We start from the raw sequence: 14,182 nt of genomic DNA, 5'->3' as shown, positions 1-14,182 counted from the left end.
CGAAAGCCCCGACCCCGAAAGCCCCGACCCCGAAAGCAGAGCTCCGTGCAGAACCACCCCCGCTCCCTGGTCGGCGAACGGTACGAGGTCGAGGTCGGCCCCGTGGCGCACGGCGGGCACTGCGTGGCCAGGACCGCCCCCGGCGAGGACGGGCGCAGCCGGGTGCTGTTCGTCCGCCACAGCCTGCCCGGCGAGCGGGTCGTCGCCGAGGTGACCGAGGGCACCGAGGAGTCCCGCTATCTGCGGGCCGACGCGGTGGAGATCATCACCGCCTCCCGGGACCGCATCCCCGCCCCGTGCCCGTTCTCCGGGCCCGGCAGGTGCGGCGGCTGCGACTGGCAGCACGCCACCCCCGGCGCCCAGCGGCGCCTGAAGGTGGAGGTGATCACCGAGCAGTTGGCCCGCCTGGCCGGGCTCACCCCGCAGGCGGCGGGCTGGGACGGCAGCGTGGAGCCGCACCCGGACGACAAGGTCCCGGCCGGGCAGGTCCCCGCCTGGCGGACCCGGGTGCAGTACGCGGTGGACGCCGAAGGCCGCGCCGGGCTGCGCCGCCACCGCTCCCACGAGGTGCAGCCGATCTCGCGCTGCCTGATCGCGGCGCCCGGCGTGCAGGAGCTGGGCGTGGAGTCGCGGAGCTGGCCGGACATCGCGACGGTGGAGGCCATCGCCGCCACCGGCTCGGGCGACCGCCAGGTGGTGATCACCCCGCGTCCCGGCGGCAGGCTGCCGCTGGTGGAGCTGGACCGGCCGGTGTCGGTGCTGCGGGTGGACGAGCAGGGGGGCGTGCACCGCGTCCACGGCCGCCCCTTCGTGCGGGAGCGCGCCGCGGGCCGCACCTGGCGGGCCGGGGCGGGCGGCTTCTGGCAGGTCCACCCCGCCGCCCCCGACACGCTGGTCTCCGCGGTGCTGGAGGGCCTGGCCCCGCGGCGGGGCGACTCCGCGCTCGACCTGTACTGCGGCGTGGGCCTGTTCGCGGGCGCGCTGGCGGAGCGGGTGCGCGCGGTGCTCGGCCTGGAGTCCTCCCGCCAGGCGGTGGAGGACGCCCGGCACAACCTGCGCGACCTGGACAATGTCGTGATCGAGCAGGGCCGTGTGGAGAAGGTCCTGCCGCGCACCGGCATCACCGAGTGCGACCTGGTCGTCCTGGACCCCCCGCGCGCGGGCGCGGGCCGTGAGACCGTCGCCCACATCACCCGCCTCACCCCCCGCCGCATCGCCTACGTGGCCTGCGACCCCGCCGCCCTCTCCCGCGACCTCTCCTTCTTCGCGGAACACGGCTACCGCCCGGCGTCGCTGCGCGCGTTCGACCTGTTCCCGATGACGCAGCACGTGGAGTGCGTGGCGATCCTGGAGCCGGCCGAGAAGGCCGCCTGACCCGCGGTTCCGCGGCGACCTCGATGGGTCCGGCCCGGTTTCGGCCCGCGGGATGCCGATCCGCGCGCACCGGCCCGCCTCCGGGCCGGTTGCGCGGGTCGCGCGGAGACTTGCCGCCCGCGGCGTCGGCGGGGTGACGCGGCTCGGGTGGCGGGTCGCCGACGGTGGCGGTTCGGTGCCCGCGACGCTGTTCGCGCCGCGGGCCAGGGCCTTCGGGTAGGGAGGCGCGGTTACGGGAGGACGATGTTGCGGCCGGGTCCGCCGTCGACGGTGTCCTTTCCGGTGCCACCCCAGACGAGGTCGTCGCCGCCCTCGCCGTGCAGTGTGTCGTTGCCGGGGCCGCCGAGGAGGATGTCGCGGCCGTCCCCGCCCATGGCGTGGTCGTCGCCGGGACCGGCGTGCACGGTGTCGTCACCGCCGTAGCCCTCGATCATGTCGTCGCCCCGGCCGCCCCACATCCGCTGGTTGCTGCTGTCACCCATCAGGTGGTCCATGCCGTCGCCGCCGTGCAGGGCCGCGTGTCCCATGACCATGTCGTTCCCCGCGTCGCCCAGCACCGTGCGTGCGGTGTGGGCGTGCAGTTCGTCGTCGCCGGGGCCGCCGCTGACGGTGCCCATCCCGGGGTCGAAGGCGGCGATCGTGTCGTTGCCGTCGCCGAGGAAAACGTCGATCCTGTCGGGCCGTGAGCTGCCGACGGGCAGTTCGCAGACGACGGAGGTGGTGTCCTCGGGCCTGGAGTACGCGCAGTGGTCGCCCGGTGCGAGCGGGACCACGTCGCTGATGCCGATCCGCCGGACCCCGTCACCGGTGTACATGGAGAATATGTTGAGGTCGTTGGTCTGTCCTGTGGCGGCGGTGAAGACGATCGACTGAGTCGTCCAGTCGGCGCCGACGCGGGCCTTCGCCTCGGCGGGGGCGGCTGCTGCCGGGCCGGCGGCGAGGCCGGCGACGAACAGGGTCACGGCGACCGCGCTGACAGTGGCTCGGTTTCGGTTCATGAGACCTCATCTCGGTGGGGGGACGGTCGACCCGCTTGGCGTGGTGCTGCCGGGGGACCGGGCGGACGGTCGTGAGGGGCAGTCTCCCCTGATGGTCCGGAGGATCTGCAAGACCCCGTATTCACGAGTCGTCATGGGGAGACGATGCCCCGCCGGCTGTGATTGGTTGGTTTCTGCTGGTCAGGGGTGCTCCCTGTGTCGTCGTGGCAGGATTCGCGCGGTGAACGGACCCGGGCGTGACCAGTCAGGGGCCGCGCCACATGGCCCGGCCGACGGTCCGGGGAAGTGTTCCGGCACCTGCTCGGCGAGCGTCTCGAGGCCGCGGCGGCGGCCCGGGTGCGTTGGAGCGCGCTGAGGTCGATCTGTGTACGTCGGCCGCGTTCCCCGCCCGACGCGCCATGCAGTCACCGCTCCCACCAGGCAACCTGCCCGGCGAGACCGGAGCCCCACGCCAGGACCGGGTCCCGTCGCCGTGCCGCGAACGTCCCTCCGTGGCATCGCCCCGCCCGCCGGTCCAGGTCGCCTCCGCGCTTTCCGGGTTCGGGAAGGGGGCCGACTCCCGGCTCTCGGCAGATTCCCTGCTCGCCGCCCACCCCGGTAATCAACTGCGTTTGTTTCATTGACATTTCACCGACGAGTCGTACCGTTGGGAGCGCTCCCATAGTGCTTCGCACCTGGAAGGAGTTCCCCCCACATGCGTATGCAGAGCCCATCAACCGGGCGTTCCCGGTCCGCCGTCCGCCGTCCGCTCCAGGCGCTCGTCATGCTGTTCGCCATGGTTGTCGGCGCACTGGCCTGGTCGGCCCCCGCCCAGGCCCACGGCACCATCATCAACCCCGCCACCCGCGCGTACCAGTGCTGGAAGACGTGGGGCAGCAACCACACGAGCCCGGCCATGCAGACCGAAGACCCCATGTGCTACCAGGCGTTCCAGGCCAATCCCGACACCATGTGGAACTGGATGAGCGCGCTGCGCGACGGTCTGGGTGGCCAGTTCCAGGCGCGGACCCCCGACGGGACCCTGTGCAGCAACAACCTCTCGCGGAACGCCAGCCTGAACAAGCCCGGGGCGTGGAAGACGACCAACGTCAGCAACAACTTCACGGTCCAGCTCTACGACCAGGCGTCCCACGGTGCCGACTACTTCAAGGTCTACGTGAGCAAGCAGGGCTTCAACCCCAAGACCCAGACCCTGGGCTGGGGCAACCTCGACTTCATCACGCAGACCGGCCGCTACGCCCCGGCGCAGAACATCAGCTTCAACGTCAACACATCGGGCTACACCGGACACCACATCCTGTTCGTGATCTGGCAGGCCTCGCACCTCGACCAGGCCTACATGTGGTGCAGTGACGTGAACTTCGGCTGAGCCGGAGAGCGCCGCACACGGCACCGGGCTTCGCCGGGCGCCGGTAACCCGCCGCCCGGCCGACCGAGCCCCGTCGGGGCAGGGGACCCATGTGGTCACTCTGCCCCGACGGGGCTACCCGTGCTCCCGGTGCGAGCACACCCGATCGCGCGGCAGCCGCACCGGCGTACCCGCGCAGGTGGTCCGACCCTCGCCGACGACGCCGCGGCGAGGGACCCGCGCGGGGCTGAAGAGGGGGGCGGAGGGCCGGTCCCCGGTCGGCGGCCCAGGGATGATGACGCGGCATGTGGAGTGCGTGGCGATCCCGCAATCCGCGGAAAGGGACGGCTGACCGACCGGCGGCGGTTCCGTGCGCCTTTGTCGATGAGGCGACAGGTTGCAATTGACGCGCCACTCGAGTGGTCCGGGACCGGGGGCTGAGGGCGTTGTGTTCACCTCGTCGGCGGTGCGGGCGCACGGGATCGGCCCGTGGGATCGGGGGCCTGGTTCTGCCGCGCTGGGACGGCAAAGCCGTATAGCGGTTGGTCCCGAACTCCTGCCGGGTGGCGGAAAAGCCGTCCCGCCGCCCCGGGTTCGCGTCCGGTGCGGAAATGCGTGTCGGGGAGGGGGGTTGGCCGCCTTCCGCCAGGTGTGGCCGGGGCGGTTCGGGGAAGGCGGGCGGGCGCGAGGGGCGCCGGGTGGCGGGGTGCCGCCGGAACGTCTGCGCAGACTGCACCGCGCCGTCGGGCGGGATGGGCCGCGGCGGCTACGCAGCGCGGGCCCTGACCGGGTCGACATCTGGCCGGTCCCGCACCGGCCGCGGTGCGACAGCGCGCCGGCGGCGCGCCGGCAGTGCCGGCGGGCGGCCATCCGCCCGGCGGGCCGACCTGCCGATTCGCCGGCGGACGGGCGTCGCACTCATCCGGGCTATGGTGATCCCGCCATAATCGACCGAATTGCCGCCGAATACCAGAGGATTGACGGACGATCAATTCACGACCGGTGTGCTTCCTGTCACATCGGCAGATGCCGGTGGCCCCTTGACGAGTGCTGCGGCTCTCGAAGATCGTGGACCGGCCAACGTATGGCGAGTTTGCCGCCCTTGTACGGCCCGTTCCCAGTCCTGTAAGTGCCCCGTGCATCCTCCGCGCGTCAGGGGGTGCGCAGGCGCCAATTCACGACTGAGTGGCCCGAGGGCATGCTCATGTTGGTTAGGACGGGGGCTATGTCAAGTGGTAAGACGGGGGCTGTGTCAAGCCGCAGCATGCCGAAATTCAGAAAAAGGACCCGGAAGTACGGGTGACGGACGATTCCTGTGCACGATGTGCCGGGACCGTCTGGTGAAGAATCTGCTGAACATTCCGGCACTCTATTCCGACTGCGGCACGGGCGCGGGCCCGGAAGTGGTGCGGGTGATACGGAAGGTTCCCCGGAAAAGCGCCACCACGCAAACCATCAATCCCGCGGCCGCCGAGGTGCGAGCGGCCATGCGTACGGTCCTGGCGTCCTGGGCGGGCCTGGTCGTGAAAGAACACCGACTGGATCCCCCGGCCCGGGACGTCCCGGCACTCGCCCGATTCCTGTGCCGGCATGTCGAGTGGCTGATCCGCCACCCCGCCGCGGGCGACATGGCGGGCGAGATCCAGGAACTCACGCGGACCGCACGCGGCATCGCTTATCCGAACAGCGTCCGGCGGGTGCCGATCGGCGGCTGCCCCTACGGCGACTGCGGTGGTGAGCTGGTCGCTTTCATCCGCCCGCAGGGCGAGGTTCTTCCCTCCGAAATCGCTTGCACCATCTCGCCCGGCCATTCCTGGCCGGTCACCTGGTGGACCAGGCTCGCCCGCCAGATACGAGCCAAGGAGAGAGTGCTTGAAGCGTGAGATCGCGACGGCCGGCCTGACCGCCGATGACATCGCCTCCGTCTGGCGGATTCCCAAGGGCACCGTCTACCGCTATGCGCACACATATCAGTGGCGCCGCTACACGCACACTGGCCGCGCCTATTACCATCCCGACGATGTCACGGCCACCCTCGACCAATTAGCCAGGGACGAGTAGGGGACGACGAGGACGCGGTGGCCTGCCGCCGGGTCGGACCCGCCGGACGGGCCCCGCGGGTGGCGGGGAGCTCCGGCGCCGCGTTCCCGCAGATCACGGGTGGTTCACCCGGGTGGACGTACGGGATCGCGGCGGTGCGCCGGGGTCCGGCCGGACCGGCCGGCCGGGCGCGCAGGAGGGGTTCGCCGCCCGGTGCTCGGCGTCCGCCGCGGCCGCTGGCCGCCGTGTCCCGTAACCATGACCGAAATGTTGCGACACCCGGGGCGAGCACGACCGCCCGGGTGCACCTGACCTGTCATCAGTGGCGGCGCGACCCGGTGTCCGGAGGAACGCCCGGGGCGCTCGTGAGGGGGAGTCCGCGGGTGACGGACCGACACGTGCGATCGTTGACAACCAGCAGCGAAGAATCTATACATATAATAGTAGCCCTGAGTCCGCCCTCATCGCGCTGGATGGTTCCAGGCGGTGCGAGGGCGGATCGCCGTGTCCCCGGCCGCGGAACGGCGCCGAGCAGGGGCAGTGGCCGGGTGAAACCCCCTGATTGCCCCATGCCGGGCGCGATCGCGCGCCTGGCCCCCGTGCCGACTTCCGCGAGCGCCGGCGAACCTCTCCCGGGCACCGCCGTGTCCGCCGCGCCGGCCGCGGCCCCTACCGCCTTCGCCGTCGTGCGTGTCCACGCCCGCACACGCGCCCGTGCCGCGCTCCCCGCGGCAGCCCCTCGTCCCCGTCGGTGGGCCGCGCGGCCCCGCGCGCCCGGGCGGGGGACCGCGCCGAGGTCCGCGCCCCGCGACCGGCGCCGCGCCCTACCAGCAGCCGCCTGTGCCTCGGTGGTCGTTGCCTCGAACCGACGGCAAGTCAAGGCGGTATCAAGCCAATGGCTAGCGGGATGAGGGACGGTGCTGGGTGTATACCCGAGCCCCATCCTGGAGGTGCGCTGTGGCAGCCCCGTTACGGCTGACCTTGCCGTGGCCCGACCGGGCAGCATCGGGAGACTGTGAGGAAGCTTTTCACCTCAGAAGGCAGACTCTAAAGAAAGTAGATTCCAGACATGCCTAGACTGTGCAAGCCGTCGGTGAGTGTGCCGGAATACGTCATCACCATGGAAGAGACGCTGGAGTTTGCCCGAGGAGTACACGCCGGAAAGCCGCAGCTTCCTTTGGCGCTTCGCCTGATCCAGAACACCGGAGTGCGGAAGCGGCACATCGTCCAGCCCATCGAGGAAACGCTCCGCCACCCGGGATTCGAGGAACGCAACCGCATCTACGAGCTCGAATCGAAGAAGCGGTGCCCCGGCGTCATAGAACAGGCCCTGGCGAACGCCGAACTCACGGCGCGGGACATCGACGCGATCATCTACGTGTCGTGCACCGGCTTCATGATGCCGTCGCTCACCGCCTGGCTGATCAACGCCATGGGATTCCGGTCCGACACCCGGCAGATACCCATCGCGCAGTTGGGCTGCGCGGCGGGCGGCGCGGCGATCAACCGGGCCCACGACTTCTGCACGGCCTACCCCGGAAGCAATGTCCTGATCGTCTCGTGCGAACTGTGCTCGCTGTGCTACCAGCCCGAGGACGACGGCGTGGGCTCGCTGCTCTCGGACGGGCTGTTCGGTGACGCGGTCGCGGCCGCGGTCGTGCGGGGCAGCGGCGGCACCGGTGTGGCGCTGGAGCGCAATGCCTCCTACCTCATCCCGAACACCGAGGACTGGATTTCCTACGCCGTGCGGTCCACCGGTTTCCACTTCCAGTTGGACCGCCGGGTGCCCGGGACCATGGAACCGCTCGCCCCGGTGCTGCGCGAACTCGCCACGGACCACGGCTGGGACGTCCGCAATCTCGACTTCTACATCATCCACGCCGGCGGTCCGCGGATTCTCGACGACCTCAGCAAATTCCTCGACGTCGATCGCAAGATGTTCCGCCACAGTTGGGCGACCCTGACCGAATACGGGAACATCGCCAGCGCCGTCGTGCTCGACGCGCTGCGCAGGCTCTTCGAGGAGGACGCGCCGATGCCGGGCGCCACCGGCATGATCGCGGGCTTCGGCCCCGGCATCACGGCCGAGATGGCGGTGGGCCGATGGGCCGCCGACGTGCCGAGCGCCATGGACCGGACTCCGGCGGCGTCCGTCAGCGTCCTGCCCTGAGCCATTCGGGCTCAGGCGGTCCGGCCTCGGGCCGACAGAGCACAGCCTCGGGCCGAAAGAGCACAGAACGACAAGGAAGCGAATCGCATGACGGGCCTCATTGTCCCACCCGGTCAGGGTCGAAAGCTGGTCACACGCGCGCAGGAGGTCACCTTCAAGGTCACCGAGGCGCACGGCTCGGTCGTCTCGACCTTCGAGGTGGTGGTCCCGCCCGGCTTCGACGTCGGGGCGCACAGCCATCACCACTCGCAGGAGTTCTTCTACGTGCTGGAGGGCGAGCTGGACCTGCTGGCGTTCGAGCCGGCCAAGCGCACGGAGGACCGCTGGCACGAGTGGGAGTCCGCCGGCGGGGACCGCGTCGTCCGGGCGGGCGCGGGAAGCTGCATGTTCGTTCCCCCCGGCTGCCCGCACGCGTTCCGGAACTCCACCGACAAGCCTGCGCGCATGCTCTTCCAGAGCTACCCGTCACCCGATCACGAGCGCTACTTCGAGGAGATCGCCGAGATCTGGGCGGCCGGCGGGGCGGTGGATCCCGACGCGGTGCAGCGGCTGCGCGACCGCTACGACGTCAACCAGATCACGCCGCTCCGCTACGAGCCGCCCTCTTCCCCGAATTCCCGTCGAGCAGAAGGTGAGGCGTAGCGGAGATGTCCACGGACACGATTCCCCTGGTGTACGCGAGTCTGGGCGAGAAGGAGCTGGCCGCCGTCGCGGAGGTGTTCTCCTCCGGCTGGCCGGCCGGTCAGGGCCCGCGGGGCAAGGCGCTGGAGGCCCAGCTCGCCGAGCGGTACGGAGTGGGCGGCGCGGTCGCGCTGAGCAACTGCGGCGCCGCGCTCCACCTGGCCCTGCTCGCCCTCGGCGTGGAGCCGGGCGACGAGGTCATCGTCGCCGACTACACCTTCCCGGCCCCGGCCCACGCGGTGCGCTACGTGGGCGCGGTCCCGGTCTTCGCCGACGTGCGCGCCGACACCGGCACCGTGGACCCGCAGGCGGTGGCGGACCTGGTCGGTCCGCGCACGGTCGGGGTGATCGCGGTGGACACGGTCGGCCTGCCCGCCGACTACGCGGAGCTGACGGCGATCGCCGACCGCCACGGCCTGTTCCTCGTCGAGGACGCCGCCTGCGCGGTCGGCGCGACGTACCAGGGGCGGGAGGCCGGGGCGCTGGCCCCGGTGGCGTGCCTGTCCTTCCACGGGCGCAAGGGCGCCAGCAGCGGTGAGGGCGGGGCGCTGCTCACCGCCGACCCGGCGCTCGCGGCCGACGCGCGGGTGCGGTCGTCCTTCGGCATCGGCAGCATCTTCGACCAGGCGAAGGTCGTCGGCCTGCCGATACCGGAGTTCACCGAGATCGGCTACAACTACAAGCTGTCCGACATCGCCGCCGCGATCCTCCAGGTGCAGTTGGGCCGGATCGACGAGCTGCTGGAGCGCCGCCGCGCCGTCGCCGCGCGGTACGCCGAACTCCTCGCCGACGAGGAGCTCCTCACGCTGCCGCACGTGCCGCAGGACCGCACTCACGCCTGGCAGTCCTACATGGTGACGCTGGACGAGAGCGTGGACCGGGCGGGGGTGGCCGCCGACCTGCGCGCGCAGGGCATCGGCTGCGGGCACGGGACATGGGCGTGCCACGTGCAGCCCGTGTACGACACCAAGCAGGTGTGCCCGGTCTCGGCGGACCTGTTCGCGCGCAACCTCGCCATACCCATGCACGCCGAGCTCAGCATGAACCAGGTCGAACGGGTCGCGGAGACCCTGCGCGGCACGCTCCGCGCCCACGCGCGTCCGGGCAGGAACCAGGAGGGGGCAGCATGAAGAGCAATCAGCCGACGCCGGACCGGGTCATGCAGTTGATCAACGGCTACTGGGCCACCGGCATCCTCGGCGCGGCGGCGAGCCACGCGCTGTTCACCCACCTGGAGGCGGGCGCGGACACCGCCGACCGGCTGGCCGCCAAGGCCGGGATCTCCGAGCGGGGCGCCCAGACCCTCCTCGACGGCCTCGTCAGCCTGGGCCTGGTGGAGCTGCACGGCGGCAGCTACCGCAACACCGAGGAGGCGGCCACCTACCTGGTCGAGGGCAAGCCCGCCTGCCTGAGCACCTTCGCCAAGCTCAAGCTGACCCACATGGGCAGCCTGGCGGCCCTGCCCGACGTGGTCCGCGCCGGGGGGCCGGTGGCGGACGTGACCACGGAGGTCGCCGAGAACCCCCACTGGGCGGAGGTGGTCCCGGCCATCGCCGGGCAGTCCGTTCCGGTGGCGGAGGTCGCCGCCGACGTGCTGGGGCTGGCCGACGCCGGGGAGATCTCGATCCTCGACGTGGGCGGCGGCTCGGGCATCTACTCGGCGATCTGGCTGGAGCGCAACCCCGCCGCCCGCGCGACCCAGCTCGACTGGGGGCCGATCAACGCGATCGCCCGCAGGCTGGTGGCCGAGCGCGGCGTGGGCGACCGGTTCACCTGCGTCGACGGTGACTTCCACACCACCGACTTCGGTACCGGCGCCTACGACGTCGCCGTGTACTCCCACATCGCCCACCAGGAGGGGCCGGAGGACAACGTCGCGATCCTCACCCGGCTCAAGAACGCCCTCAAGCCCGGCGGCACCCTGGTCATCTGCGACTTCATCGTGGACGACGACCGCAGCGGCCCGCCCTTCCCGCTGATCTTCGCCTCGGAGATGCTGCTGAAGAGCAAGCAGGGCGGGACCTGGCGCCGGGCCGACTACGAGGCCTGGCTCACCAAGGCCGGTTTCCAGGACATCTCGTTCCGGGCCACGCCGTCGCCCGCCACCCTGGTCTTCGCCCGGTAGCCCGCCCGCGCCGCCGGGGAAGCCGCCGCCGTCCGCCGGTCACCGCCGCGGCGGACCGGCCGGCCGCGCCCCCGGCGCCCCGCCGAACGCACCGTGCCGAACGACGCCCCGCCGTAGACCGGGCCTCAAGCAACAGACGTGAACGCACTTGGAGGATGAATGTCCGAGACCGCCGAGACGGCAGGTCTTTACGCGGCCATCGAGGAAGCGGCCCGGCTGGTGGACGCGCCCTGCTCGCCCGAGAAGGTCCAGCCGTTCCTGACCGCGTACGGGGACGCGCTCCCGCAGTCCGTGATCGCCTTCCGGGTGGCGACCGGGGAGCGCCGCGCCGGAGAGCTCGACTGCCGCTTCACGATGCTCCCCAGGGACGTCGATCCGCTCGACCTCGCCGTGTCCGAGGGCCTCGCCGAGAAGACGGACCACCCCGTCGGCTCCCTGCTCGCGGACATCCGCGAGCGCTTCCCCGTCGACTGCTACGGCATCGACTTCGGCGTCGTCGGCGGCTTCAAGAAGACCTGGTCGTTCTTCTCCCCGGACGACCTCCAGGACCTGGCGAAGCTCGCCGACATCCCGTCCATGCCGCGCAGCGTGGGCGAGAACGTGCCCTTCTTCGCCCGGCACGGCCTGGACGACAAGGTGAGCCTGATCGGGATCGACCACAAGAACCGGACCGTGAACATGTACTTCGGCGAGCCGCCCGCCGAGGTCTTCGAGCGGGAGACCGTCCGGTCGATGCTCCGCGAGCACGGGCTGCCCGAGCCCAGCGAGCAGATGCTGAGCCTCGGCGAGGTGGCGTTCGGCATCTACACCACCCTGAGCTGGGACTCCCCGAAGGTCGAGCGGCTCACCCTGGCGGTGATGACCCCGGACCCGACGGCGCTGCCCGTTCCGCTGGAGCCGGCGGTCGAGCGGTTCGTCAAGACCGCCCCGTCCACGGTGGACGCGGCCGACCGCAGGTACGTCTACGCGGTCACCTCGTCGCCCAAGGGGGAGTACAACAAGCTCCAGTCGTACTACCAGTGGCGGCCCCGGATGCTGAACCTGATGCTGCTGGACGACTCCGCCAAGGAGCCCGCATAGCGCACGCCCGGGCGGACACCGGCACGACCGCCGGGACGCCCGTCGATTCGTACACATCTCCGGTCGGTGCGCTGCCGCCCGGATCACGGGAGGGGCAGGTGACCTGACAATGGTCGCCAGGGAATCGCAGCTTGTGGAACTCGTCGACGAGGACGGCGGCGTCGCCGGTTCCTGCACGGTCGCCGAGGCGCACACCGCGCCGGGCACGCTGCACCGCGCGTTCTCGGTGATGCTGCTGGACGAACTGGGCCGTGTCCTGGTCCAGCAGCGGGCCGAGGTGAAGACCCGGTTCGCGCTGCGGTGGGCCAACGCCTGCTGCGGGCACCCGGCGCCCGGCCAGACCGTCTTCGACGCCGCCGCCCAGCGGCTGATCGAGGAGATCGGGGTGCGTCAGGTGGCGCTGCACGAGGCCGGGGTGTACCTGTACCGGGCCGAGGACCCGCACACGGGTCGGGTCGAGCACGAGTACGACCACGTGCTGGTCGGCCGGGTGCCGGTGGACGCGCCCCTGGACCTGGACCCGGCCGAGGTGGCCGACGTCCGCTGGGTGGAGCCGGACCTGCTGCGCGAGGACATGGCCGACCACCCGGACCGGTATGCCCCCTGGCTGCACGGCGTGGTCGCGGTGGCCACCGAGGCCGCGGGACGCCTGCCGGTGGCCGCGGCGCTCGCCGGGTCCGCGACGGGGCCCGCCGCCGCGCGCTGACGGGATGTCGGCGGCGCCGCGGCGCGCCCCCGGCACGAGTGCCGGGGGCGCACCCGGCGCCCCGGGCGGGGTCAGAAGGAGTGCGGGCCGAAGCGGCCCCATGCCACGAAGGCGGACACGGCGAGCAGGACCAGCGTCACCGCGATCCCCTGGGCCTCGCGGCGGCGCAGGTGGGTGAGGAACCCGCCGGCCATCACCACCACCAGACCGAGGGCGGCCAGTGGCACCAGGACCGGCGCGATGTCCAGCGCGGCGGGCAGGATCAGGCCCAGCGCCGCCAGGACCTCGAGGGCACCGATGCCCTTGACGGCGGTGTCGCCGAAGTCGTCGGCCCAGGCCATGCCGGAGGCGACCAGCTTCTCCTTGGGCTGGGCCATCTTCATGGCGCCGCCGGCCAGGAAGGCCGCGGCCAGCACGCCCGCGGTGATCCACAGTGTGACGTTCATGAGAGGTCTCCATGCAGGGTTGGTGAGCGGCTCCGGTGCCGGAGCCGTGAGGTGGTGATCGGGGTCCCGGGCGGGGACGGCCGGGGAGGTGCGGCCGAATCCCCTCAGCAGTACGACGACGCAGGCCCACGCAATGTGAGGTGACGCGTCGGCCGCGGAGCGAGGTCTCCGCGGATCGGTGGGTGCGGAAGCGACCGAGGGAGTCGGCGACAGCATGAGCACGCAAGCCGAGCCGGACACCGGCCGGCTCGACCCCGGCCTGAGCGCGATTCTGAGCGAGCGGCGCCGGCTGATCAATCTCGCGTACCGGCTCCTCGGCTCGCTGACCGACGCCGAGGACGTGGTGCAGGAGACGTGCGCCCGCTGGTACGCCATGTCCCCGCGGCAGCAGGAGGCCATCGCCTCGCCCGGCGGCTGGCTGGTGAAGGTCGCCGGCCGCATCTGCCTGGACCTGCTCGGCTCGGCGCGGGCCAGGCGGGAGAGCTACGTCGGCGAGTGGATCCCCGAGCCCGTGCCCGACCGCACGGAGTGGATCAGCGGGCGGGCGGGCGGCGTCGCGACCGACCCGGCCGACCGGGTCACCCTCGACGAGTCGATCGACATGGCCTTCCTCGTGGTGCTCGAGTCGATGACCCCGGCCGAGCGCGTGGCGCTCATCCTGCACGACGTCTTCCACTACTCCTTCGCCGAAGTGGCCGAGATCGTCGGCCGCACCCCGGCGGCGTGCCGCCAACTGGCCTCCTCGGCCCGCCGCCGCGTCCGCGCCGCGCAGGCTCCCGCCGTCCCCGCGGCCCGGCGCGCCGGGATCGTCAGGGACTTCAAGCAGGCGTGGGAGGCCAAGGACATCGACGCCCTCATCGGCCTCCTGGACCCCGACGCGACGACGGTCGCCGACGGCGGCGGCCTCGTCAGCGCCGAGCTCCGCCCCATCCACGGCGGCGAGCAGGTCGCGCGCGCCTTCATCGACATCGCTGGCCTGGCGCCCGACCTGGCGGTCCTGGAACGCACGGTCAACGGCCGGCCCGGCCTGGTGGCCCGTCAGGGCGGAGCCACCGTGGTGGTGCTGGCGTTCGCCTTCGCGGGCGACCGGATCAAGCACGTCTGGGCGGTCCGCAACCCCGACAAGCTCCGGCCGTGGGCGGCCTGATGCGCGCCCCCGCCTCCCCGGGTCCGCCGCGGACCCCGCCCTGACCGCCGACGACCCCTCCGGGTCG

Annotated in this window: 13 protein-coding genes; 11 read left to right on the top strand and 2 right to left on the bottom strand. The window is 71.8% G+C overall.

Annotation, left to right across the window (positions count from 1 at the left end; all coding sequences use genetic code 11):
* Positions 1 to 45 precede the first annotated feature (45 nt).
* Positions 46 to 1,374: a class I SAM-dependent RNA methyltransferase gene (locus ACYVO2_RS19195; RefSeq protein WP_461009097.1), complete on the top strand. Its 1,329-nt coding sequence runs from the start codon at positions 46 to 48 to the stop codon at positions 1,372 to 1,374.
* 230 nt (positions 1,375 to 1,604) lie between these two features.
* On the opposite strand, the gene ACYVO2_RS19190 is transcribed toward ACYVO2_RS19195, so the two are convergent.
* On the bottom strand, positions 1,605 to 2,372 hold the full coding sequence (locus ACYVO2_RS19190) for a calcium-binding protein (RefSeq protein ID WP_461009096.1): 768 nt from the start codon (positions 2,370 to 2,372) through the stop codon (positions 1,605 to 1,607).
* Positions 2,373 to 3,066: 694 nt separating this feature from the next.
* Here ACYVO2_RS19190 and ACYVO2_RS19185 point away from each other — a divergent pair.
* The 9 genes from ACYVO2_RS19185 (at position 3,067) to idi (ending at position 12,522) form a co-directional block, all read left to right on the top strand.
* On the top strand, positions 3,067 to 3,741 hold the full coding sequence (locus tag ACYVO2_RS19185; RefSeq protein ID WP_461009095.1) for a lytic polysaccharide monooxygenase auxiliary activity family 9 protein: 675 nt from the start codon (positions 3,067 to 3,069) through the stop codon (positions 3,739 to 3,741).
* 1,319 nt (positions 3,742 to 5,060) lie between these two features.
* A complete protein-coding gene (locus ACYVO2_RS19180) occupies positions 5,061 to 5,603 on the top strand; it encodes a hypothetical protein (protein ID WP_461009094.1) in 543 nt (180 codons plus the stop codon).
* On the top strand, positions 5,593 to 5,781 hold the full coding sequence (locus ACYVO2_RS19175) for a hypothetical protein (RefSeq protein ID WP_461009093.1): 189 nt from the start codon (positions 5,593 to 5,595) through the stop codon (positions 5,779 to 5,781). The genes ACYVO2_RS19180 and ACYVO2_RS19175 overlap by 11 nt, the downstream gene beginning before the upstream one ends.
* 1,048 nt (positions 5,782 to 6,829) lie before the next feature.
* A complete protein-coding gene (locus ACYVO2_RS19170; RefSeq protein WP_461009092.1) occupies positions 6,830 to 7,930 on the top strand; it encodes a type III polyketide synthase in 1,101 nt (366 codons plus the stop codon).
* Between the two features lie 87 nt (positions 7,931 to 8,017).
* Positions 8,018 to 8,572 carry a cupin domain-containing protein gene (locus tag ACYVO2_RS19165; RefSeq protein ID WP_461009091.1) on the top strand — a complete coding sequence of 185 codons (555 nt, stop codon included), beginning with the start codon at positions 8,018 to 8,020 and terminating at the stop codon, positions 8,570 to 8,572.
* Positions 8,573 to 8,577: 5 nt separating this feature from the next.
* Positions 8,578 to 9,741 (top strand): DegT/DnrJ/EryC1/StrS family aminotransferase, encoded by a 1,164-nt coding sequence (locus tag ACYVO2_RS19160; RefSeq protein ID WP_461009090.1) that lies wholly within the window; start codon positions 8,578 to 8,580, stop codon positions 9,739 to 9,741.
* Entirely contained in the window at positions 9,738 to 10,736 is a 999-nt protein-coding gene (locus tag ACYVO2_RS19155) for a methyltransferase (protein WP_461009089.1), read from the top strand. Before ACYVO2_RS19160 ends, ACYVO2_RS19155 begins: the two co-directional genes overlap by 4 nt.
* Before the next feature lie 159 nt (positions 10,737 to 10,895).
* Positions 10,896 to 11,816, top strand: coding sequence for an aromatic prenyltransferase (locus ACYVO2_RS19150; protein ID WP_461009088.1), 921 nt, complete (start codon positions 10,896 to 10,898; stop codon positions 11,814 to 11,816).
* A 109-nt stretch (positions 11,817 to 11,925) separates the two neighbouring features.
* Positions 11,926 to 12,522 (top strand): isopentenyl-diphosphate Delta-isomerase, encoded by a 597-nt coding sequence (idi, locus tag ACYVO2_RS19145; protein WP_461009087.1) that lies wholly within the window; start codon positions 11,926 to 11,928, stop codon positions 12,520 to 12,522.
* A gap of 71 nt (positions 12,523 to 12,593) precedes the next feature.
* On the opposite strand, the gene ACYVO2_RS19140 is transcribed toward idi, so the two are convergent.
* Positions 12,594 to 12,968: a DoxX family protein gene (locus tag ACYVO2_RS19140; protein WP_461009086.1), complete on the bottom strand. Its 375-nt coding sequence runs from the start codon at positions 12,966 to 12,968 to the stop codon at positions 12,594 to 12,596.
* A gap of 214 nt (positions 12,969 to 13,182) precedes the next feature.
* Here ACYVO2_RS19140 and sigJ point away from each other — a divergent pair, with 214 nt between their 5' ends.
* On the top strand, positions 13,183 to 14,115 hold the full coding sequence (sigJ, locus tag ACYVO2_RS19135) for an RNA polymerase sigma factor SigJ (protein WP_461009085.1): 933 nt from the start codon (positions 13,183 to 13,185) through the stop codon (positions 14,113 to 14,115).
* The last annotated feature ends 67 nt before the right edge of the window (positions 14,116 to 14,182 follow it).

It is taken from the genome of Streptomyces capparidis, assembly GCF_054782095.1.
The sequence above is the reverse complement of the archived record's forward strand: the minus strand, read 5'-3'. Positions and strand labels throughout refer to the sequence as shown.

Bases quoted from the DNA above. Each gene is read 5' to 3' on its own strand.
- ACYVO2_RS19185 (WP_461009095.1), top strand. From the start codon at position 3,067: ATGCGTATGCAGAGCCCATCAACCGGGCGTTCCCGGTCCGCCGTCCGC.
- ACYVO2_RS19190 (WP_461009096.1), bottom strand. From the start codon at position 2,372: ATGAACCGAAACCGAGCCACTGTCAGCGCGGTCGCCGTGACCCTGTTC.
- ACYVO2_RS19170 (WP_461009092.1), top strand. From the start codon at position 6,830: ATGCCTAGACTGTGCAAGCCGTCGGTGAGTGTGCCGGAATACGTCATC.
- ACYVO2_RS19165 (WP_461009091.1), top strand. From the start codon at position 8,018: ATGACGGGCCTCATTGTCCCACCCGGTCAGGGTCGAAAGCTGGTCACA.
- ACYVO2_RS19140 (WP_461009086.1), bottom strand. From the start codon at position 12,968: ATGAACGTCACACTGTGGATCACCGCGGGCGTGCTGGCCGCGGCCTTC.
- idi (WP_461009087.1), top strand. From the start codon at position 11,926: ATGGTCGCCAGGGAATCGCAGCTTGTGGAACTCGTCGACGAGGACGGC.
- sigJ (WP_461009085.1), top strand. From the start codon at position 13,183: ATGAGCACGCAAGCCGAGCCGGACACCGGCCGGCTCGACCCCGGCCTG.
- ACYVO2_RS19150 (WP_461009088.1), top strand. From the start codon at position 10,896: ATGTCCGAGACCGCCGAGACGGCAGGTCTTTACGCGGCCATCGAGGAA.
- ACYVO2_RS19160 (WP_461009090.1), top strand. From the start codon at position 8,578: ATGTCCACGGACACGATTCCCCTGGTGTACGCGAGTCTGGGCGAGAAG.
- ACYVO2_RS19155 (WP_461009089.1), top strand. From the start codon at position 9,738: ATGAAGAGCAATCAGCCGACGCCGGACCGGGTCATGCAGTTGATCAAC.